The 19,337-nt window shown below is 64.3% G+C and carries 17 protein-coding genes; 9 read left to right on the top strand and 8 right to left on the bottom strand.

Annotated features, from left to right (window positions below; all coding sequences use genetic code 11):
- The first annotated feature begins 261 nt into the window (after positions 1-261).
- Complete coding sequence (locus ACQRBR_RS09640) at positions 262-2,409, top strand: autotransporter outer membrane beta-barrel domain-containing protein (RefSeq protein WP_427812868.1); 2,148 nt, start codon at positions 262-264, stop codon at positions 2,407-2,409.
- A 238-nt stretch (positions 2,410-2,647) separates the two neighbouring features.
- On the opposite strand, the gene ACQRBR_RS09635 is transcribed toward ACQRBR_RS09640, so the two are convergent.
- On the bottom strand, positions 2,648-3,235 hold the full coding sequence (locus ACQRBR_RS09635) for a GNAT family N-acetyltransferase (RefSeq protein WP_303880887.1): 588 nt from the start codon (positions 3,233-3,235) through the stop codon (positions 2,648-2,650).
- 198 nt (positions 3,236-3,433) lie between these two features.
- On the opposite strand from ACQRBR_RS09635, the gene ACQRBR_RS09630 reads away from it, so the two are divergent.
- The 7 genes from ACQRBR_RS09630 to ACQRBR_RS09600 all read left to right on the top strand — a co-directional run bounded on the left by ACQRBR_RS09630 (position 3,434) and on the right by ACQRBR_RS09600 (position 9,828).
- Entirely contained in the window at positions 3,434-4,123 is a 690-nt protein-coding gene (locus ACQRBR_RS09630) for an NYN domain-containing protein (protein ID WP_427812867.1), read from the top strand.
- A gap of 110 nt (positions 4,124-4,233) precedes the next feature.
- Complete coding sequence (locus ACQRBR_RS09625; protein ID WP_427812866.1) at positions 4,234-4,974, top strand: basic amino acid ABC transporter substrate-binding protein; 741 nt, start codon at positions 4,234-4,236, stop codon at positions 4,972-4,974.
- Between the two features lie 221 nt (positions 4,975-5,195).
- Complete coding sequence (locus ACQRBR_RS09620) at positions 5,196-5,936, top strand: basic amino acid ABC transporter substrate-binding protein (RefSeq protein WP_204674720.1); 741 nt, start codon at positions 5,196-5,198, stop codon at positions 5,934-5,936.
- 248 nt (positions 5,937-6,184) lie between these two features.
- Entirely contained in the window at positions 6,185-6,925 is a 741-nt protein-coding gene (locus ACQRBR_RS09615) for a basic amino acid ABC transporter substrate-binding protein (protein ID WP_168935363.1), read from the top strand.
- Between the two features lie 104 nt (positions 6,926-7,029).
- Positions 7,030-7,830: an amino acid ABC transporter permease gene (locus tag ACQRBR_RS09610; protein ID WP_006009216.1), complete on the top strand. Its 801-nt coding sequence runs from the start codon at positions 7,030-7,032 to the stop codon at positions 7,828-7,830.
- Positions 7,814-8,563, top strand: a complete 750-nt coding sequence (locus ACQRBR_RS09605; protein ID WP_303880877.1) for an amino acid ABC transporter ATP-binding protein — start codon at positions 7,814-7,816, stop codon at positions 8,561-8,563. Before ACQRBR_RS09610 ends, ACQRBR_RS09605 begins: the two co-directional genes overlap by 17 nt.
- A gap of 101 nt (positions 8,564-8,664) precedes the next feature.
- A complete protein-coding gene (locus ACQRBR_RS09600) occupies positions 8,665-9,828 on the top strand; it encodes a tRNA-specific 2-thiouridylase (RefSeq protein WP_427812865.1) in 1,164 nt (387 codons plus the stop codon).
- A 124-nt stretch (positions 9,829-9,952) separates the two neighbouring features.
- Here ACQRBR_RS09600 and ACQRBR_RS09595 read toward each other — a convergent pair whose 3' ends face one another.
- The 4 genes from ACQRBR_RS09595 to ACQRBR_RS09580 form a co-directional block, all read right to left on the bottom strand.
- Positions 9,953-10,402, bottom strand: a complete 450-nt coding sequence (locus ACQRBR_RS09595; protein WP_303880871.1) for a hypothetical protein — start codon at positions 10,400-10,402, stop codon at positions 9,953-9,955.
- Positions 10,403-10,553: 151 nt separating this feature from the next.
- Positions 10,554-12,173, bottom strand: coding sequence for a murein biosynthesis integral membrane protein MurJ (gene murJ, locus ACQRBR_RS09590; protein ID WP_427812864.1), 1,620 nt, complete (start codon positions 12,171-12,173; stop codon positions 10,554-10,556).
- Positions 12,170-14,581 carry a ribonuclease R gene (gene rnr, locus ACQRBR_RS09585; protein WP_427812863.1) on the bottom strand — a complete coding sequence of 804 codons (2,412 nt, stop codon included), beginning with the start codon at positions 14,579-14,581 and terminating at the stop codon, positions 12,170-12,172. Before rnr ends, murJ begins: the two co-directional genes overlap by 4 nt.
- Before the next feature lie 280 nt (positions 14,582-14,861).
- Positions 14,862-15,560 carry a Bax inhibitor-1/YccA family protein gene (locus tag ACQRBR_RS09580; protein ID WP_204626197.1) on the bottom strand — a complete coding sequence of 233 codons (699 nt, stop codon included), beginning with the start codon at positions 15,558-15,560 and terminating at the stop codon, positions 14,862-14,864.
- 397 nt (positions 15,561-15,957) lie between these two features.
- On the opposite strand from ACQRBR_RS09580, the gene ACQRBR_RS09575 reads away from it, so the two are divergent.
- Positions 15,958-16,554 (top strand): peptidylprolyl isomerase, encoded by a 597-nt coding sequence (locus tag ACQRBR_RS09575; protein ID WP_278337567.1) that lies wholly within the window; start codon positions 15,958-15,960, stop codon positions 16,552-16,554.
- 332 nt (positions 16,555-16,886) lie between these two features.
- On the opposite strand, the gene ruvC is transcribed toward ACQRBR_RS09575, so the two are convergent.
- From ruvC to ACQRBR_RS09560, 3 genes are all read right to left on the bottom strand, one after another.
- Complete coding sequence (gene ruvC, locus ACQRBR_RS09570) at positions 16,887-17,399, bottom strand: crossover junction endodeoxyribonuclease RuvC (RefSeq protein ID WP_006009195.1); 513 nt, start codon at positions 17,397-17,399, stop codon at positions 16,887-16,889.
- 90 nt (positions 17,400-17,489) lie between these two features.
- Positions 17,490-18,227 carry a YebC/PmpR family DNA-binding transcriptional regulator gene (locus tag ACQRBR_RS09565; RefSeq protein ID WP_303880669.1) on the bottom strand — a complete coding sequence of 246 codons (738 nt, stop codon included), beginning with the start codon at positions 18,225-18,227 and terminating at the stop codon, positions 17,490-17,492.
- Positions 18,228-18,398: 171 nt separating this feature from the next.
- Positions 18,399-19,061, bottom strand: a complete 663-nt coding sequence (locus ACQRBR_RS09560; protein ID WP_289616411.1) for an RlmE family RNA methyltransferase — start codon at positions 19,059-19,061, stop codon at positions 18,399-18,401.
- Positions 19,062-19,337 lie beyond the last annotated feature (276 nt).

Here is a 19,337-nt window from a genome sequence, read left to right as displayed (position 1 = left end):
AAAGATACGTGCGATCCCCTTTTGCCTCACCTGCGATTTTTTTTAGAATGCCCTCCCTGTTTCTCTCGTCATTCTATCAGTCAATAAATATCAAAAATCAACAGTATTGCTTTTCAAAACATCTGCCGGCCTTTTTCCCCTTCCTCCCGCAGCTCCCTGCCCCGCTTCCGTCACCGCCCGTCCATAGGCAGCGCCTTTTTCCTGTGCTATACCGGATGTGTTCCCGTTCCGGGATCAATCCCAGTGTCTCCAGGAGGCACCATGTCCGCGCTCCCCTTCCTCCACAGCCGTCATTTTTCTCCCCGGCTCTCCCTGGCCTGCCTTGTGTTCCTGCTCCTGCTGCCCGCCTGCCCGGCACCGGGTTCCGACCTCGACGGGACAGCCCATAACCACCACGCCCAGATCAGGACGGGCGATTCCTACAGCAATGTCTACGGCGTCATGTCGTATGGCGACAGTGCCCGGGCCCGCTACGGCACGGTCGTCAGTGACGGCGGCCAGGCCGTACAGACCTTCGGCGGCTGGTGCTACGGCGGCGTCGCCGACACCGCCTACAACAGCATCGTCGTCAATGGCGGCCGCATCAGTGACAATGCCTACGGCGGATCTGCCCTTGCTACCCTGTTCGCCCGCAGCAACAGCAATACGGTCGTCCAGACTGGTGGCACTGTTTCCCACATCGTGGGCGGCAACGCCGACAGCGGCCGGGACAAGGCCCTGGCCGACAGCAATCTTGTCATCATCAAGGGGGGCACGACCGGTACCGTGGTCGGCGGCCACGCATCAGGCCTGCTTGACGGCTCGTCCCGGTACAACCTGGTCAGCATCTCCGGCGGTTCCGTCACCAGTATCGCCGGCGGCAGTGCCACGGCGACCACCGGAATAGCCGATGCCAGTTTCAACGCTGTCCTTGTCAGCGGCGGCAGCATCAGGGACCACATCATCGGCGGTATCGTCCATACCAGCAGCTCCGGACAGGGCTATACCGCGCACTATAATGCCATCACCCTCACAGGCGGCAGCATCGGGGGCGATGTCTACGGTAGTGCTCTGACGGACCCGCGGGGGACGACCTACACTCCCCTGCCTGCTGCCGGCAGCGGCAACAGCCTTAATCTGCTGGGCTGGCAGGGCACGCTCCACCGGGTGGCCGCCTTCCAGTACCTCAACCTCGCCCTGCCCAACGGCATGCGCTCCGGGGACACCCTGCTGACGCTGGGCAGCGGACAGACAGCGGGCGACCTGCAAGGTGGTACGGTAAGCGTTCTGGGCGCTCTGGGAGGCCAGGGCATGCGCATCGGTGACCGGTACACGCTGGTGCACGGCACAGGGACCGGCGACCTGGCCCTGCGTGACGGCGGTACCGTCCATGATGCCCCCAAGGGCTTCGCCCTGCTCTTCGATGGCAGCATGCAGCGCAACGGTGACAGCATCGACCTGACCATCACCGGCCTGCGGGCCAACCCGCAAATAAAGGCCTTCAACCAGTACCGGGTGGCCCAGATGGCGGCCCTCGATCGGGGGGCGCGCCTGGTGGAAGGCACGGCCCTGGAGCAGGCCCGCAAGGCGGCTGATGGGCAGGATGCCTGGATGCCCTTCGCCGCCATCCACGGCGGTACGGAACGCTACGGCAACGATGGCTGGGCGGACGGCACCGGTCTGGAACTGGCTGCCGGTTTGGCCCGGAGCTTCACGGGTGAGGCGGGAGACCTGCTGCTGGGCGCGTTCTTCGAATACGGCCAGGCCAGCATCGGTACCCGCGAGGATTTTTCCGTAGGCGATGTTTACGGCACCGGCAGTGCCCGCTACGCGGGCGGCGGCCTGGTGGCCCGCTTCGACCTGACGTCCGGTCTTTTGTCCGGCCTGTACGCGCAGGCCGGTCTGCGGCTGGGGCAGATCAATGGCGACTGGCAGAGCCAGGACATCGCCAGCGTGCTCCAGCAGACGGCCGACTTCGATACGTCCACGGCCTACTACGGCCTGTTCGCCGGCCTCGGCTACCAATGGCAGGCCACGGAACGCCTGCGTCTGGACAGCCGGGCCAGCTTTTTCTGGAACCACCAGGACGGGCAGGATATCAGCATCATGGGCGAGGAGTTCCGCTTTGATCCCATGGATTCCTGCCTGCTCCGCGTGGGCACCCGCCTGAGCTATGAAGTCTTCCAGGGCTTCAGCCCCTACGCTGGCGTGGCCTGGGAACATGAGTTCGACGGCACGGCCCGCACGGAGCTGAACAATCACGGCGTGGATGCGCCCTCGGTCTCCATGCGCGGCGACAGCGCCGTGTTCATGGCTGGTCTGCAGTGGGATCCCGGCAACAGTTCATTGCATGTGGATCTGGGCCTCGAAGGTTCCGCCGGCATCCGGCAGAGCATCGGCGGCCAGGCCCGCCTGGTCTGGGAATTCTGATGGCAGGATCATCGTCTGCGCCCTCCCGCGGGCACGGATAACAAAGAGGCCGGATGTGCAACACATCCGGCCTCTTGCATATCATCATCTTTTCTGCCGCCAATGGACCTCCGGCGGCAGATCCCGCATCAGGCATTACCGCCTGCCCAGTGGGAAAACATTTCCGCTGGAGAGCTCTTCAGTCGCAGGTTTCTGCTGATGCAGGGCTCCCGGTCTGATCCCGCGCGCCCCTGAAAACTCATCCGCGGACGTGGCGGCGCAGCACCTCGTCCACCAAATCTTGTTCGAGATTGCCGAACGGACGCAGCGGCGCGGGCTCTCCCCCACCCGCCTCCTGCAGACAGCGGCCGTACCAGACGATGTCGTGCCAGCGGCCCTGCTTCCAGCCTGAGGCCGGGAAATGCCCCAACAGGGAAAAGCCCGTTGCCCTGTGCAGGGCTTCGCTGGCCTCGTTGGGCACGGCGATGCAGCCATAGGCGTTGACCACGCCCTGCAGGCGCAACAGTTCCAGCAGGGCCCCGTACAGGGCGCGCCCCACGCCGTGTCCACGGGCGGAACCCAGCACATAGACGGAACACTCCACGTTCCAGCCGTAGGCCGCCCGCTCCATGTGCCGGTGGGCATAGGCATAGCCCAGTACCCGCCCCGGCGCCCGGCAGACCAGCCAGGGATATTCCGGCAATACATGATGCAGGCGCGCGCCGAACTCCGCAGCCGTGGGGACCTCGTATTCGAAGGTGATGGCCGTGTCCCGCACATAGGGCGCATAGATGGCCAGCATGGGGAAGACGTCGCTGTCCCCGGCCACCTGCAGGCAAATATCCATAGGGCTCCTCCTGTCCGCGGTCCTGCATCCCTGTGATGGCCGGGATGCAAGATGGCCTGGATCTCCTCCGGTGCCATCCACACTGCGGAACGGCGGCACCATAGCGGCAGCTTTTGCCAAATTCAAGCCGCCTCTTGCCACCCGGCCCCCGCTGCGCTAAGTAAACTCAACTTTTATTCATAAGCGATTGAGGAGATTATGGCACGTTTTACCGGTTTTGATGAAGTGTACAGCGCCCTGTATGTGGACTTTGACAACATTTACACCCGTTTTCTTGAAGCAGATCCCGAAGCGGCCCGAGCCTTTGGCATGGCTCCCTACCGTTGGGTGCGCTGGATCGAGAACCACGCCCTGCGCATCCTCTACGGTGACGGCGTGCGCCGCCGCATCCTGAAGCGCATGTGTTACCTCAACCCCCAGCGCTATCAGGAATTCCGTTACCATTTCATCCGCAGCGCCTTCCAGGTGGTGGACTGTCCGCCCCTGACCACCCGCGGCAAGACCAGCACGGACATCCATTTGGTCATGGACTGCATGGATGACCTTTCCCATCCCACCCATTTCGACGAATTCATCATCCTGTCCGGCGACGCGGACTTCACCCCCCTGCTCATCCGTCTGCAGGAACACGCCCGCCGCACCCTGATTCTCTCCGTGGGCTATTCCTCGCCCGCCTACACGGCGGCGGCCTCCTGGCGCATCCGCGAGGACTGGTTCCTGCAGCAGGCCCTCAAGGACGAACGCCCCGAAGATGATGCGGATGCCGCGTCCGGCAATGCTTCCCTGCCCCAGGCCCGTCCCCTGCGCGATACCCTTTCGCGCATGGCCCCCGGCGCCAGTGACGAAGACGACGAGGACGACGGCCCCGCCCCCGGCAACAGCTGGTAAGGCAGTTGACGGCGCTGGCCCTCCCGCATAAGACAAGATATGGTTGGCTGTCCCGGCATGCGTGTGTCACATGCCGGGACCTATCCCATCAATCTTCCGGAGGCAGCGATATGATCCGTAAACTGACCCTTGCCCTGTGCTTCCTTGTTCTCATGTCCTCGGCCGTGGCCGCCAAGACCCTGGTGGTGGCCGGACACTGCGGCTACCCGCCCATGGAATACCTGAACGACAAGAAAGTCCCCATCGGTTATTCCATTGATTACATTAAGGAAGTTGCCAAACGCGCCGGCTTTGACATGAAATTCCGTGACGTGGCCTGGGACGGCATCTTTGCCGGTCTGGCCTCGGGCAACTACGACATCCTGGCCTCCTCCACCACCATCACCCCCGAACGCCAGAAGACCTTCGACTTCTCCGACCCGTATTACGGCGTCGTGCAGGCCGTGGTCATGGCCAAGGGCAAGAAGATCGACAGCCTGGCCGGCCTCAAGGGCCTGACCGTGGGCAGCCAGATCGGCATCACCGGCGTGTTCGTGCTGCAAAAGGCCAACGTGGGCGCCAAGATCAAGGAATACGACGACATCGGCCTGGCCTTCGAAGACCTGGCCGCCGGCCGCATCGACGCCGTCATCGCTGACGACCCCGTCGCCAAGTTCTACGCCAACAAGCGTGAAGACTTCGCCGGCAAGTTCTCCGTGGCTTACCTGCACAAGGATCCCGAATACTTCGGCTTCTGCGTGCGCAAGGGCGAGACCGACCTCGTGAAGCGCATCAACAAGGCCATCGCCGCCATGAAGGCCGACGGCACCGAAGACAAGCTGAAGATCAAGTGGATGGGCTCTGCCGACTAGTCCGGCCCTCCCCGGCCGGCAGTACCGGTCACCATTATATGACATCTCGGAAGGGCCTGCGGGCCCTTCCTGCGTTTCCGGCCCTGTGCGGCGCCGGAAAATCCCGGAAAACCTATTGACGCTCGGGGCCCGCGCGACTAATAAGACCCAATCCTGGCCGGGCCCGGCACGGATGCCCGGTCCGGTCCAGGCCTTTTTTCCCATTTTTCGGAGGCAGCATTATGTTCCGCAAACTCACTCTTACCCTGTGCGCACTCGTCCTGATGTGCACTCCCGTGGCCGCCAAGACCCTCGTGGTCGCCGGCAACTGTGCCTTCCCGCCCATGGAATTCCTGACGGACAAGAAAGTCCCCACCGGCTATTCCATCGACTACATCCATGAGATCGCCAAACGCGCGAATCTGAAGATCACCTTCCGCGACGTGGCGTGGGACGGCATCTTCGCCGGTCTGGCCGCCGGTAACTACGACATCCTGGCTTCCTCCACCACCATCACCCCCGAGCGCCAGCAGGCCTTCGACTTCACCATCCCCTACTATGGCGCCGTGCAGGCCGTGGTCATGCCCAAGGGCAAGAAGATCAACAGCCTGGCCGACCTCAAGGGCCTGACCGTGGGCAGCCAGATCGGCATCACCGGCGTGTTCGTGCTGCGCAAGGCCGACGTGGGCGCCAAGATCAAGGAATACGACGACATCGGTCTGGCCTTCGAAGACCTGGCCGCCGGCCGTACCGACGCCGTCATCTGTGACGACCCCGTCGCCAAGTACTATGCCAACAAGCGCGCCGACTTCGCCGGCAAGTTCAACGTTGCCTACCTGCACAAGGATCCCGAATATTACGGCTTCTGCCTGCGCAAGGGCGATACCGAGCTGCTGGAACGCCTCAACAAGGCCATCGCCAGCATGCAGGCCGACGGCACCGAAGCCAAGCTGAAGATCAAGTGGATGGGCGCTGCCGACTAGCCCGGACACTCCGGCCGGACGTCCCGGCCATCCTTCTGTCATCATAGGGAAGGGCCCACGGGCCCTTCCCTTATTTTTTGCCCCGGCACAGGCGGCCGGGCCCCGCAGGCAGGAAAACTGCCGCTCCGGCGTCCGCCGGGTATTGACGACAGGGGCCTGCGCGGCTAATAAAACGCAGTTTGGCCGGTTTTGGCATGCGGGCGCGAGCCTCAGGCCAGACATCTTCATCAACCTTTGGAGGCAGCATTATGTTCCGCAAACTCACGCTCACCCTGTGTGCCCTCATGATGATGTGCACGTCCGTGGCCGCCGAGACCCTGGTGGTCGCCACCAACTGCACCTATCCGCCCATGGAATTCCTGAACGACAAAAAGGTGCCCAACGGCTATTCCATCGCCTACGCCACGGAAGTGCTCAAGCGTGCCGGTTATGAGATGGAACTGCGCGACGTGGCCTGGGACGGCATCTTCGCCGGTCTGGCCGCCGGCAACTATGACCTGCTGGCCGCTTCCACCACCATCACTCCCGAACGCCAGAAGGCCTTCGACTTCACCGAACCTTACTACGGTGTGGTGCAGGCCGTGGTCATGCCCAAGGGCAAGAAGATCAACAGCCTGGCCGACCTCAAGGGCCTGACCGTGGGCAGCCAGATCGGCATCACCGGCGTGCTCGTGCTGCAGGAAGCCAACGTGGGCGCCAAGATCCGCGAATACGACGACATCGGTCTGGCCTTCGAAGACCTGGCCGCCGGTCGTGTGGACGCCGTCATCTGTGACGACCCCGTCGCCAAGTACTACGCCAACAAGCGTACCGATTTCGCCGGCAAGTTCGGCATCGCCTACCAGCACAACAATCCCGAATACTTCGGCTTCTGCGTGCGCAAGGGCCGCACCGAGATGCTGAACCGCCTCAACAAGGCCATTGCCGAGATCAAGGCTGACGGCACCGAAAACAAGCTGAAGGTCGAGTGGATGGGCACTGCCGACTAGGGCAGCCGCCGCGACCGGCACCGCCGGTCCCCATTTTGTGACAACTGTTCGGAAGGGCCTCCGGGCCCTTCCGGCGTTCCCGCATACAAGGGGCAACCTGTACAATGAAAGACGAAGGGCAAAGCAAAGGCAACATCATCATGGTGACGGACGGCCCGTCCATCCCGAACCCTCGCGAATGGCGGCTCATCAACGCATGGTCCATCGCCCTGTGTGGTGCCATCATCACCCTGGTGCTGCTCTGCACCACCGGGCCGCAGGTCTACCGTGATGCCATCATCTTCCTGCCTGACGGCCTGCTGCTCACCTTCAAGGTGACGGCCTACTCCATCTGCGGCGCCGTGCCTCTGGGCCTGCTGACCGGCCTGGGGCGCATCTCGCGCAACCGCTTTTTCAACCTGCTGGCCTCCACCTATGTGGAAGTCATCCGCGGCATCCCCCTGCTGGTGCAGATCTTCTACATCTACTTCGCCATCTCCATGCTGGTGAAGATGGAAGGCGTGACCTCCGCCGTCATCGCCCTGAGCTTCTGCTACGGCGCCTACATGGGCGAAGTGTTCCGCGCGGGCATCCTGGCCATTCCCCACGGGCAGACCGAAGCGGCCCGCTCCCTGGGCTTCAACCGTGTGCAGACCATGTTCTATGTGGTCCTGCCCCAGGCCTGGCGCACCATCATCCCGCCCGTCGGCAACGAATGCATCGCCATGCTCAAGGATACGGCCCTGGTCTCCGTCATCGGCATGCCCGACCTGATGCAGCGCGCCCGCAGTTTTGCCTCCAAGAGCTACTGCTATTTCGAGTCCTACACCGTGGTCGCCCTGGTGTACCTCATCATCACCCTCATCCTCTCCAAGATCGTCAGCATCATCGAAGCGAGGCTCAATCACTATGACAGAAAAAAATAGCACCGAGCCCATCATCAGCATCCGCCACGTCTGGAAGTACTTCGGACAGCTCCCGGCCCTGCAGGATGTGAGCCTCGATATCGCTCCCGGCGAGCGCGTGGTCATCATCGGGCCTTCCGGTTCCGGCAAGTCCACCCTGCTGCGCTCCATCAACCGTCTTGAAGAGATCGACGGCGGCAGCATCATCGTCAACGGGCAGGACATCAACGACAAGGCCAACAACATCAACGAGATGCGCCGCAACCTCGGCATGGTCTTCCAGCAGTTCAACCTCTTCCCGCACAAGACGGTGCTGCAGAACCTGACCCTGGCTCCGCGCAAGCTGTTGAACATCCCCAAGACCGAAGCCGAGACCATGGCCCTGAAGCTGCTCAAGAAAGTGGGCATCAGCGACAAGGCCAACGTCTACCCCGCCATGCTCTCCGGCGGCCAGCAGCAGCGCGTCGCCATCGCCCGCGCTCTGGCCATGCAGCCGGACATCATGCTCTTTGACGAGCCCACCTCCGCTCTTGACCCCGAAATGGTGGGCGAAGTGCTGGACGTTATGGTGAGCCTGGCTGAAGAAGGCATGACCATGATCTGCGTGACCCACGAAATGGGCTTTGCCCGTACCGTGGCCGACCGCCTGATCTTCATGGACCACGGCCAGATCCTGGAAATGGGCAAGCCCGATACCCTGTTCAACTCGCCGCGCCATCCGCGCCTGCGCCAGTTCCTGACGCAGATCCTGTAAGCCGTTTCCCGGCCCAAGGTTTTCCGCAGCCCGTCAGCTTTTCTGGCGGGCTGTTTTCGCATCTTCCCTCCGGCCCGGCCGGACGCCAAGGAGACTTTTTGATGACACAACTGGCCGTTGCCGTCAGCGGCGGCGTGGACAGCCTCTGCGCCCTCCTGCGCCTGCGCGAACAGGGACACGACGTTCTGGCCCTGCACGGGCTCTTCCTGCCCGATGCCGCCTCCTCGGGCGTGCACCCGGCCCCTGATGGCCCCCGCCTGCTTACGGCAGAAGAGGCCCTGGCCACGCCCCTGCCCCCTGCCAGCCGTCAGGCGGTGGCAGGCCTGCAAACAGCCTGCGGACAGCTGGGCATCCCCCTGCATGTGGCCGACATGCGCGCGGTCTTCGACAGGGAGGTCGTCACGCCCTTCGTGCGGGCCTATGCCCGGGGCCGGACGCCCAATCCCTGTGCGCTCTGCAACCGGGGCATCAAGTTCGGGGCCCTGCTGGACGCCGCCCTGAGCCTGGGCGCGGACCGCATCGCCACCGGCCATTACGCCCGCCTGCTGGACGGCCCTGCCGGGCCCATGCTGGCCGCGGCGGACGACCTGGCCAAGGACCAGAGCTACTTCCTTTCCCTCGTGCCGCTGGAGCGCCTGCGCCGGGCCGTGTTTCCCCTTGCCCGGCAGGACAAGGCCGCCAGCATCGCCCAGGTGAAGGACGCGGGGCTGGCAGTGCCCGTACCGCAGGAAAGCCAGGAGATATGCTTCATCCCCGCCGGAGAGGACGCCTACCGGGCCTTCCTGGAACGGCGCTGGCAGGCGGAAGGTCTGTCCCTGCCCGGCAGCGGTCCCGTCCTGCTGGAAGAGGCCGGCAGCGACGGCCGCCCCATGCTGCGCCCGCTGGCCCGGCATGAAGGCCTGTGGCGCTATACCGAAGGCCAGCGCCGGGGCCTGGGCATCGCCCACAGCGAGCCCCTCTACGTGCTGCGCAAACAGGAAGAGGACAATACCCTCGTGGTGGGCGGCAGAGCCCGTCTGGGCATGCACGGCTGCCTCACCGGCCCCGCCAACCTGCTCTGCCCGCCCGAACAGTGGCCGGACACCTTGCTGGCTCGCCTGCGCCATCGCCAGCGGCCCACCCCCGCCCGGGTGGAGATCACGGACGACGGCCTGCGCATCACGCTGGCGGAACCGCAATTCCCCAGCGCCCCCGGGCAGGTGGCCGCCATTTACGACGAACAGGGCCGCGTGCTGGCCGGTGCGCTGGTGCAGGAACTGTTTTAGTCCGGATGACCGGGAGGATGGCAGACTGCCTGTTCCGTCTTGAAGCGCCCCGCTCCGGCAACAGACCATAAAAAACGTCCCTGTGGCAGCACAGGGACGTTTTCCATTTTCAAGGCAGGAAAAATCAGCGCAGCACAAGGCCGGGATCAGCCGGGCAGCGCATGCCTTCCAACAGGGGCACGGCCGGGGGCAGCTCGCCCAGCACGCTGACCAGGATGAAACGCCCGTTGGACTGCGCCAGAAAACAGACGCCATCCTGACCGTCTTTCTTGATAGGAAAGCTGTACTGCCCCTCCCGCTCCACAGGATCGGCCGTGGCTCCGGTCACGGAGGCCAGCTCCGCCGCGATCTGGGCGGGGGCAAGGCCCGCATCGGCGGCCACCATCACAGCGATGGCCGTCCGGCGGTCTTCCTGCTGGAGCAGCAAGGTGGACGTCGCCCCGGCCGTGTTTTCCTCCACGACGCTCCAGCCCTCAGGCAGAGGGAAAAAGACACCGGCCACTTCCTTTTCCGCGGCCAGCGCAGGAACGGCCAGCAACAGGATCAGCAGGCCTGTCAGCAGTATTTTTTGCATCTTCGTCTCCTCGATGATGATGGAAAAGCCTTGCAGGCAGCCACAGGGCTCCGGCATAGCTCACAACGTCTTGTCCGGGGCACGGCCTTTTGTGAGCGACAGGCCGCCGTCCCAAGTCAGGGCGTGGACGATCGCTGTCTCGTCGTCTTCCTTAGGCCTGTCCCTGCGGGCGGCCGCGCCGCAGCCGCCGCCAGACTGGTTCCAGTATGCCGGGTGCCAGCCTGTAGCTCAAGGGCAGGAAGATCACGGCAAAGGCCAGACCGCTGGCAGCACAGGCCAAACAGGCATGGGCCACGGCGGGCAAGGCCAGCGTCCCGGAGGCTTGCAGGCTGTCCAGCCCGTACTGGACCGCCCAGGAGGCCGCCCCGGCAGGCAGGGAACACAACAGGGCCCTGCCGGACAGGGAAAGCAGGCCCGCGAAGGCGCCCGTGCCCTGCCGTCGTGCCCAGATGGCCACCAGCCAGAGCACATAGGCGCTGACGCTCACCGCCGAGGTCAGAGCGATGGCCCACGCGCCCAGAGGCACGGCCCACCAGTAATAGACCGGCAATGCCAGCAAGGTCATGACCGTGCCCGTGGTGGCCGGGGTCAGGGTATCGCCGTCGGCATAGAAGGCGCGCACCAGCACCATGTACAGAATCCACAGCGGCGTGGCGGCCAGCATGATCTGCAACAGGGGCGTGCTGGCCACGGTCTCGGCCAGACCGAAGCGGCCGCCCTGGAAGATGACGCCCATGATGGGCTGGGCGGCTACGCCCATCCAGAGGGCGCAGGGGATGATGAGGCCCACGCTGGCCCGCAGGGCCGCGCTCAGGGTCTGGTCGAAGCGTTCTTTCTCGCCATTGGTCAGCAGGGAGACCAGGAAGGGATAGGAAGCCACGGCGGCCGCCTGCCCCATGAGCCCCACCGGCACCTGCATGATGCGCCGGGCATAGTTGAGCAGGCTCACGGCGCCGTCGCCCACCAGCGAGCCGAATACGCGCATGAACTGCTCATCCAGAAAGATGACGGTCTGCCCCAGCATCAGGGGCAGGGCCATGATCAAAAAGCGCTTGAGCAGCGGATGCCGGAAGACCAGCGACAGGCGCAGCCCCCCGGCGGCGGCCACCCGGAAGGGCAGCAAAAAGGCCCCCAGACCGGCCCCCACGGTCACGCCCACGCAATAGCCCGTCATGCCGCCCAGTTCCCATTCGGCAGGCAGATCCATGCCCTGCGTCAGCCAGGGCAGCAGCAGGCCGCCCGCGATGATACAGCCGTTGTAGATCAGGGGCGCCAGCGCGGGCACGCGGAACTGCCGCCGCATGTAGAGCAGGGCCGTGACACAGGCCCCGCAGAGGAAGAAGACCTGCGCGGGCAGGATGATGCGCATGAAAAAGGCCAGCCGTGCCGTCTGGGCGGCATCGAAGCCCGGGGCCGTGATGCGGGCCAGCTCCTCGGCGCCCAGCATGCCCGCTCCCGTCACCAGCAGCGAGGCCACCACCATCCAGCAGAAGATGCAGGAGAAAAAGCGCCAGCCGTCGTCCTCGTCCTCCTGGAAGCGCCGGGACAGCAGGGGGATGATGGTGATGGCCATGATGCCCCCGGCCAGCAGATGGTTGATGATGTCCGGCACTACGAAAGCCGCGAAGTACATGTCCGCTTCACTGCCCGCGCCGAACTGCCAGGAGATGACCTTGTCACGCACCAGTCCCATGAGGCGGGACAGGATGGTGCTGGCGGCCAGGATCAGGGCCGCCGCGCCCATGCGCTGTTTTTGCGAGAAAAAGCTCATCCGCGCCTCCCCCGTCCTGCGGGACGGCGTGCCCCGCGCCCTCCATCACGGCGGGCCTGTCCTTTGCCGCGCACGGGACGCTGCCCGTCGCGGTCACGACCCCGGCGCTGATGCGGCAGTTTGGCATGACGGGCCGGAGCCTTGCCCGGCCGCCCCTGCCGTCCGCGCGACACACGTCCGCCGCGGCGGGCCGCCACGCCCAGCTCCGTGGGCAGCAGGCGGATCTCCAGACGGCCGCTGTGCACTTCGGCCAGCACCACCTCAAGGGACTGGCCCATGCTCCAGCACAGGCCCGAGCGCTGCCCCACCAGACACTGGCGGCGGGCATCGAAGTCGTACCAGTCGTCGCCCAGATCCTCCACGCGGATCATGCCCTCCACGGGCATCTCACTCAGTTCCACGAACAGGCCGAAATCGTTGACACCGGCCACCACGCCCCGGAAGCGCTCGCCCACGCGGCCCTCAAGGGCCATGCAGGCCAGACGCCGGGCCATCTCGCGCTCGCAGTCCAGGGCGTCCCGCTCGCGGCGGTTGAGCTGGTCGGCCACGCGCAGCAGCTTTTGCCCGGCAGGCAGGGCGCCGCTGTACAGGCCCAGGCTGGCCTTGAGCGCCCGGTGCACCAGCAGGTCGGCATAACGGCGGATGGGCGAGGTGAAGTGGCAGTACGCACGGGACGCCAGACCAAAGTGCCCTTCGTTCTCCGGCTGGTAGCGGGCCTGGGGCATGGCCCGCAGGCACAGACGTCCCACCAGGAACTCCCTGTCCGAGCCCTGCACGTCCCGCAGGATGCCCTGCAGTGCCGAGGCCGCGGGCTTCACGGGCACCAGTTCGGGGTCGATGGCTTCCAGGGAATCGAACAGGCTCTCCAGCCGCTCGGGATCGGGCTGGGGATGCACGCGGTAGAGGAAGGGCTCCTTCGGGGCCCCATCCAGACTGCCGTCGGCTTTCAGGCCGCCCAGATGGCGGGCCACGGCCTCGTTGGCCGCGATCATGAATTCCTCGATAAGGCGGTGGGCGTCGTGACGCACACGGCGGGACACGCGCAGCAGGCGGCCCTTGTCGTCAAAGCTGTATTCCGGTTCCGGCAGGTCGAAATCCAGGCTGCCCCGGCGCTGCCGGGCCTCGCGCAGGCAACGGTACAGTCCGAAAGCCGTCTCCAGCATGTCCAGCACTTCCTGCCCGCGCGGTCCGGCGGCCAGCGCGGCACGGGCCTGTTCGTCCCTGTCCAGCAGGCAGGCCTTGACCTGATCGTAGGTCAGGCGGGCCGCCGAACGCATGACCACCGCCGCGAAGCGCGGCCTGCCCGGCTGCCCGGTGGCGGAAAAGGGGATCTCGGCCAGCATGGCCAGCCGGTCTTCGTCAGGGCGCAGACTGCACAGGCCGTCGCACAGGGCGGGCGGCAGCATGGGCTCCACCGACGTGGGGAAATACCAGGAATTGCCGCGCGCCAGGGCTTCGGCATCCAGCGCCGAACGCGGGCGCACATAATGGCTCACGTCGGCGATGGCCACACGCAGGAGCCAGCCCCCGCCGGGACGGGCCTCCACCTGCACGGCATCGTCGAAGTCGCGGGCATCGGCGCCGTCGATGGTCACCAGCGGCAGGGCTCGCACGTCCTCGCGACCGGCCATGTCGGCATGCCGGGGCGCGGACGGCAGGGCGTCGGCCTCGGCCTGGACCCGGGGCGGAAACTCCCGCGGTACCTCGTGGTTAAGTTTGACCAGATCCTCCTGCACGGCGATGTCATCTTCCCGGCCCACGGCCTGCAGCAGACGGGCCTGCCAGAGGTCGGCAGCCAGGCGCTTTTCCGGCGCCACCAGCAGCAACGAACCGCCGGAGGGGCGCTCCATGTCCCCGGGCAGCTCCACGCTGACATCGAAGGGCATGCGGCTGTCCGCCGGACGGCACAGGGCGCGGCGTCCGGTCACATGGATCACGTGCACGGGCACCTCACGGCAGCCGCGTTCCAGTACTTCCACGATGCGGCCTTCCTGGCTCTTGCCGCGGGCGTGCGAACGCGGCGACAGGGCCACACGCACCATGTCCTGATGCCAGGCATCACCCGCCTGCAGGGGATGGATGAAGATGTCCGGGCCGGTCACCTGCCCGTTGTCGCCCAGGGGCGTCACGAAACCGCCCGCGCCGCTGCGCAGGGCCATATAGCGACCGCGCACCTGGCGCAGACCGTCGGCACGGGCCCAGAGCCCGCCCTGCAGGCGCACCAGCCGGCCTTCGTCAGCCAGGGCATAGAGCTGGTCTTCCAGTATCTTGCGGGCCGCACGCGGCAGGCCCGTGACCCGCAGCAGGGCATCCAGGCGCAGAGGACGGTTCTGTTCATGGAAGATCTCCAGCAACTCGGCGTCATCAAGACCGGCCGGAAGATCGAAGTAGTTGTTTTTCTTGCTCATAGATCCTTGTACGCCGCACAGGGCGACGATGTTTGCACAAAATGTCCGTCCGTCCTGCATACGGGCCCCGGGCCCGCTTGTCAAAGCCGACAGACGCAAGAGGGGCGGAAGGTCACCCTTCCGCCCCTCTGTCATATCATCGGAGTAGCCGCTCCACATGCGGCCATCCATCCTGCGCCCCTTCTGCTACTGCAGCTTTCCCGCCGATACAGGACGCGGGATCTTCCCTCTTTCCCCTCATATGCGGGCGGGGAAGGAGGGCGTGTAAAAGCCCTGCCCGCTAGTCGCGGTTGCCGCCGAACAGACGCAGCAGCATCAGGAACAGGTTGATGAAGTCCAGATACAGTTCCAGGGCGCCCAGCAGGGCACCGCGGCGCATGGCCGTGGCGTCGTCCACAGGCGCGTTCATTCCGAAGGCGCGCAGCTTCTGGGTGTCATAGGCGGTGAGGCCGGTGAAGATCAGCACGCCGATGCAGCTGATGACGAAGTCCATCATGCTGCTGGCCAGGAAGATGTTGACGATGGACGCGATGATGATGCCGAACAGGCCCATCATCAGGAAGTTGCCCATGCCGGTCAGGTCACGCTTGGTCACCGTGCCGTACACCGACATGGCCAGGAAGGTGCCCGTGGCCGTCAGGAAGGCATTGGCGATGGAACCGATGGGATAGACCACGAAGATGCTGGACAGGGTCAGGCCGGTCAGGGCCGAATAGGCGATGAACACCGCCGTAGCCGTGGTGGCCGACATTTTGTGGATGGCGGCGCCCAGGGCGATGACCATGCCGAACTGGGCCACGATGAGGGCGATCATGATCACCATATTGCCCAGGATAGCCATCTGCAAGTCGGGGCTGGACGCCACGGCAAAGGCCGTCACGGCCGTGATGGCCAGACCGGCGGTCATCCACATGTAGACCTGGCGCATATAGATGGAAACGGCGCTCACAGCGCTTTGCGCAATGGTACGAGCAGTCATATTTTTCCTCCGGGATTTGGCCGTGCGGCATGCACGGCCGTACTTTCATTCCTTGCTTAACATATAGGGATATGGCGCGCAAAAGCAAGTCCCGGCCGGGTCAGGCCGCCGGTCATGGTCCGGTGATCCCGGGAAGGAAGGCACGCTCCCCTTCGGGGTCGGCAAAAGCCGCCGGCGGGCAGGATGACGGCCGCGTCCCGTTCCTGCCGCACGAGCTCCGTCCAGGCCTGGCGTTTCCTGCCGCCCGGCCTTCTCCTATCGCAGAGGGGCTTCCCACCTGAAGCCTTTTCTGCCTGCGGCCTCCAGGCCTCCCCTTCCCTTGCCGCTCCCCCCGGCACATGCTACCGTGCGCCTGTGGCACCGGCATGGTGCCACAGATCATCAAGGAGAATCCTTCATGAAGAAATTCACTCTCTTCACCCGTCTGCTGCCCGTCCTGCTGCTGGCCTGCGCCCTGCTGGCCGCCCCTCAGGGCATCCGCGCCCAGGGCCCGGACCCCGTCGTCAAACTGGAGACCAGCATGGGCGACATCCTCGTGCGTCTGGATGCCCGCAAGGCTCCCATGACCACGGCCAACTTTCTGGAATACGTCAAGGCCGGCCAGTATGACGGCACCATCTTCCACCGCGTCATCAAGGACTTCATGATCCAGGGCGGCGGCATGACCGCCAGCCTGCGCGAAAAGACCACCCGCGCCCCCATCAAGAACGAAGCCGACAACGGCCTGCGCAACCGCAAGTACACCATCGCCATGGCCCGCACCTCCGACCCGCATTCGGCCACGGCCCAGTTCTTCATCAACGTCAAGGACAACAGCTTCCTCGACCACCGCAGCAAGGACCCGCAGGGCTGGGGCTACGCCGTGTTCGGTAAGGTCATCCGCGGCCAGGACGTGGTGGACCAAATCGCGGCCGTCAAGACCGGCAGCCGCGGCTACTACGAAGACGTGCCCATGCAGCCCGTCATCATCAAGCGCGCCACCATCGTGGAATAAAGAGAAGATGCGGGGGAGGGAAACCTTTTCGGTGAAAAGGTTCTCCCTCCCCCACACCCCCACCCTTCCAAAACCTTTTCTTTTGATCGGTATGGCAGGTCCCCGTCGCTGGCTGGCGGGCGGGGATATCGAAAAATAGGAGGTCCGCTATTCTTCCGGCCTACCTACCAGAGAACCTGACATGGCCATCGCACGAAAAAAGACGCCGAACGGCGTCTTTTTTCGTGCCTGATAAAGCGCGTTTGGGGGAGGATGGGGGCTTGGGGGAAGGAACCCCCTTTTCGCGCTAGTGAAAGAGGGTTCCTTCCCCCTGAAAAACTACTTCCAGCGCCTCAGCGCCGGGCCAGCAGCTTCAGGCGGCGCATGGTCAAATGGCAGATGGCCACGGCCAAGGCGTCCGTGGTGTCCAAGGCCCAGCCCTCGCCACGCACGTTGAGCAGGCGCCGCACCATGAAGGCCACCTGTTCCTTTTCCGCGCGACCGGTGCCCACCACGGATTTTTTGACCAGCGTGGGCTCGTAATCGCTCACCGGCACCCTGTGGGCGGCGCAGGCGGCCACGGCCACACCGCGGGCTTGGCCCAGCTTGAGGGCGCTGGCCGCGTTCTTGGCCGTGAAAACCTGTTCGATGGCGGCCTCCTGCGGCCGGTAACGACCCACCACGTCCGCCAGCTGCCGGTAGATGACAGCCAGCCGCTGGGAGAATTCCTTTTCGCCGCTGGAGGTGGTGCGGATGATACCGCAATCCACCAGACGCAGCACGCCGGACTGTTCCGCGATGATGCCCCAGCCCGTACGCTGGGAACCGGGGTCGACCCCCAGGACCACAAGAGGAGTGTCTGCCATAGATCACCACACAGAAAAAAAGCCCGGCACTCAGGGAATGCCGGGCAAAAAACGGACATCTGCCGCCCGGAGGGGCGGGAGCGTACCTGACTAGTCCATATCCATGTCTTCGGGGAAGTCGGCGTTGGCGTAGACGTTCTGCACGTCGTCGTTATCGTCCAGAGCTTCCATGAGACGGATGACCTTCTGGGCGGCTTCGGCGTCCACGGCCACCAGGTTCTGGGGCACCATGGCCAGTTCGGCGGACTGCATGGTCACACCGGCGGATTCCAGAGCGTCGCGCACGGCCGCAAAGTCGGCCATGGCGGTCTGGAGGGTCCAGACATCGTCATCGTCGATGACGTCATCGGCGCCGGCTTCCATGGCCACTTCCATCATCTGGTCTTCGGTGTAGGCGGCCTTGTCCACGGTGATGACGCCCTTGCGGTCGAACATCCAGCTCACGCTGCCGTCGGTGCCCAGGCTGCCGCCGTGCTTGGTGAACAGGTGACGCACTTCAGCCACGGTGCGGTTCTTGTTGTCGGTGGCCACTTCCACCATGATGGCGATACCGGCGGGACCGTAACCTTCGTAGAAGCATTCGGTCAGATCGCCGCCCGCATCTTCACCGGTACCCTTGCGGATGGCGGCTTCGATCTTGTCCTTGGGCAGGTTCACGGCCTTGGCAGCGGCAATGGCGGCACGCAGACGAGGGTTGCCCGCCGGATCGCCACCGTTCTTGGCAGCGATGATGATTTCCTTGGCGGCCTTGGTGAAAACCTTGCCGCGCTTGGCGTCCTGACGGCCCTTGCGGTGCTGGATATTGGCCCATTTGCTGTGCCCAGACATAAAACCTCCCAAAACTCGGAGAATGTAAAAGGTGAAAAAAGACAGACGGCCTTGCGGCGCGTCCGTTCCCTGCCCAGGATACCGGGACATCCCGGCGGCGGGAGCCTGCTTCCGGCCTCTCCGGGCGCGCACGCGGGTGCAGCGGCCCGGACAGCGGAGGATGGGACGCCCTTAAAGGACGCCGGGCTCCTGTCCGGTGTCGGCGGCTCCGTCCGTGCCCGCATCCTGTGCGGCAGGACGCGCCTCGGCCTTGAACCCCATGCCCACGAAGAAGGTCTCCTTGCTCTCGGCTCGGGAACTCTTGGGCTTGAAGGATTTGACGGCCTTGAAGGCGCGACGCATGGGCTGGAGCATCTCCTGGATGTCCGGCCCCATGAAAATCTTGACGATGAAGCTGCCGCCGGGCTTGAGATGCAGGCGCGCCACTTCCAGGGCCTCGCAGGCCAGCTCGAGCGAACGGGCCTGGTCCGTGAACTTGGTCCCGGTGGTACGGGGCGCCATATCGCTCATGACCACGTCGAACGGTCCCATCTCGCGCAGGCGGGCTTCAAAGGCATCGGAACGGTTGAACACGTCCTCCTGCATGAAGGTGACCTGCGGCGGAAAGGCGGTCTCCGTGGTCTGGATGTCGCAGCCCAGCACGAGCCCGCGCTGGCCCACCTTTTCGGCAGCACCCAGCGACCACGAGCCCGGAGCCGCGCCCAGATCCAGAACGCGCATCCCCTGGCGGAAGAGCTTGAACTTCGCGTCCAGTTCCTTGAGCTTGTACACGGAACGGGCCGGATAATTCTCGCGCTTGGCCTTGAGAAAATAATGATCTCGATATTCCTTCATAGTGACACCAGCGGGCTTCTATAGCGTTTTTTTTCGCGGTAGCCAAGCCCCCACAGGGGCGGCCCGGCCGATTTTTTTCAGGGGATAGCGTATATACTGGCTCTCACCGAGCGCACATATTAACACTACGGCCAGACAACGTATTTATTAAAAAGTAAAACATGCTGCTTTTCCTGGACTTTCTTTAACTATAGGGATAGATTATTTCTGCATAATTTAATTTTATTATTAATAATAGAATTAATGATATTATACAATCAATAAATATTCCATATA

The organism is Desulfovibrio sp. SGI.133, from assembly GCF_050313955.1.
Lineage (GTDB): Bacteria > Desulfobacterota > Desulfovibrionia > Desulfovibrionales > Desulfovibrionaceae > Desulfovibrio.
This window is presented reverse-complemented; position numbering and strand designations above follow the sequence as displayed.

Bases quoted from the DNA above. Each gene is read 5' to 3' on its own strand.
- rnr (WP_427812863.1), bottom strand. From the start codon at position 14,581: ATGAGCAAGAAAAACAACTACTTCGATCTTCCGGCCGGTCTTGATGAC.
- ACQRBR_RS09580 (WP_204626197.1), bottom strand. From the start codon at position 15,560: ATGACTGCTCGTACCATTGCGCAAAGCGCTGTGAGCGCCGTTTCCATC.
- ACQRBR_RS09600 (WP_427812865.1), top strand. From the start codon at position 8,665: ATGACACAACTGGCCGTTGCCGTCAGCGGCGGCGTGGACAGCCTCTGC.
- murJ (WP_427812864.1), bottom strand. From the start codon at position 12,173: ATGAGCTTTTTCTCGCAAAAACAGCGCATGGGCGCGGCGGCCCTGATC.
- ACQRBR_RS09575 (WP_278337567.1), top strand. From the start codon at position 15,958: ATGAAGAAATTCACTCTCTTCACCCGTCTGCTGCCCGTCCTGCTGCTG.
- ACQRBR_RS09630 (WP_427812867.1), top strand. From the start codon at position 3,434: ATGGCACGTTTTACCGGTTTTGATGAAGTGTACAGCGCCCTGTATGTG.
- ACQRBR_RS09635 (WP_303880887.1), bottom strand. From the start codon at position 3,235: ATGGATATTTGCCTGCAGGTGGCCGGGGACAGCGACGTCTTCCCCATG.
- ACQRBR_RS09620 (WP_204674720.1), top strand. From the start codon at position 5,196: ATGTTCCGCAAACTCACTCTTACCCTGTGCGCACTCGTCCTGATGTGC.
- ACQRBR_RS09560 (WP_289616411.1), bottom strand. From the start codon at position 19,061: ATGAAGGAATATCGAGATCATTATTTTCTCAAGGCCAAGCGCGAGAAT.
- ACQRBR_RS09615 (WP_168935363.1), top strand. From the start codon at position 6,185: ATGTTCCGCAAACTCACGCTCACCCTGTGTGCCCTCATGATGATGTGC.
- ACQRBR_RS09640 (WP_427812868.1), top strand. From the start codon at position 262: ATGTCCGCGCTCCCCTTCCTCCACAGCCGTCATTTTTCTCCCCGGCTC.
- ACQRBR_RS09625 (WP_427812866.1), top strand. From the start codon at position 4,234: ATGATCCGTAAACTGACCCTTGCCCTGTGCTTCCTTGTTCTCATGTCC.
- ACQRBR_RS09595 (WP_303880871.1), bottom strand. From the start codon at position 10,402: ATGCAAAAAATACTGCTGACAGGCCTGCTGATCCTGTTGCTGGCCGTT.
- ruvC (WP_006009195.1), bottom strand. From the start codon at position 17,399: ATGGCAGACACTCCTCTTGTGGTCCTGGGGGTCGACCCCGGTTCCCAG.
- ACQRBR_RS09605 (WP_303880877.1), top strand. From the start codon at position 7,814: ATGACAGAAAAAAATAGCACCGAGCCCATCATCAGCATCCGCCACGTC.
- ACQRBR_RS09565 (WP_303880669.1), bottom strand. From the start codon at position 18,227: ATGTCTGGGCACAGCAAATGGGCCAATATCCAGCACCGCAAGGGCCGT.
- ACQRBR_RS09610 (WP_006009216.1), top strand. From the start codon at position 7,030: ATGAAAGACGAAGGGCAAAGCAAAGGCAACATCATCATGGTGACGGAC.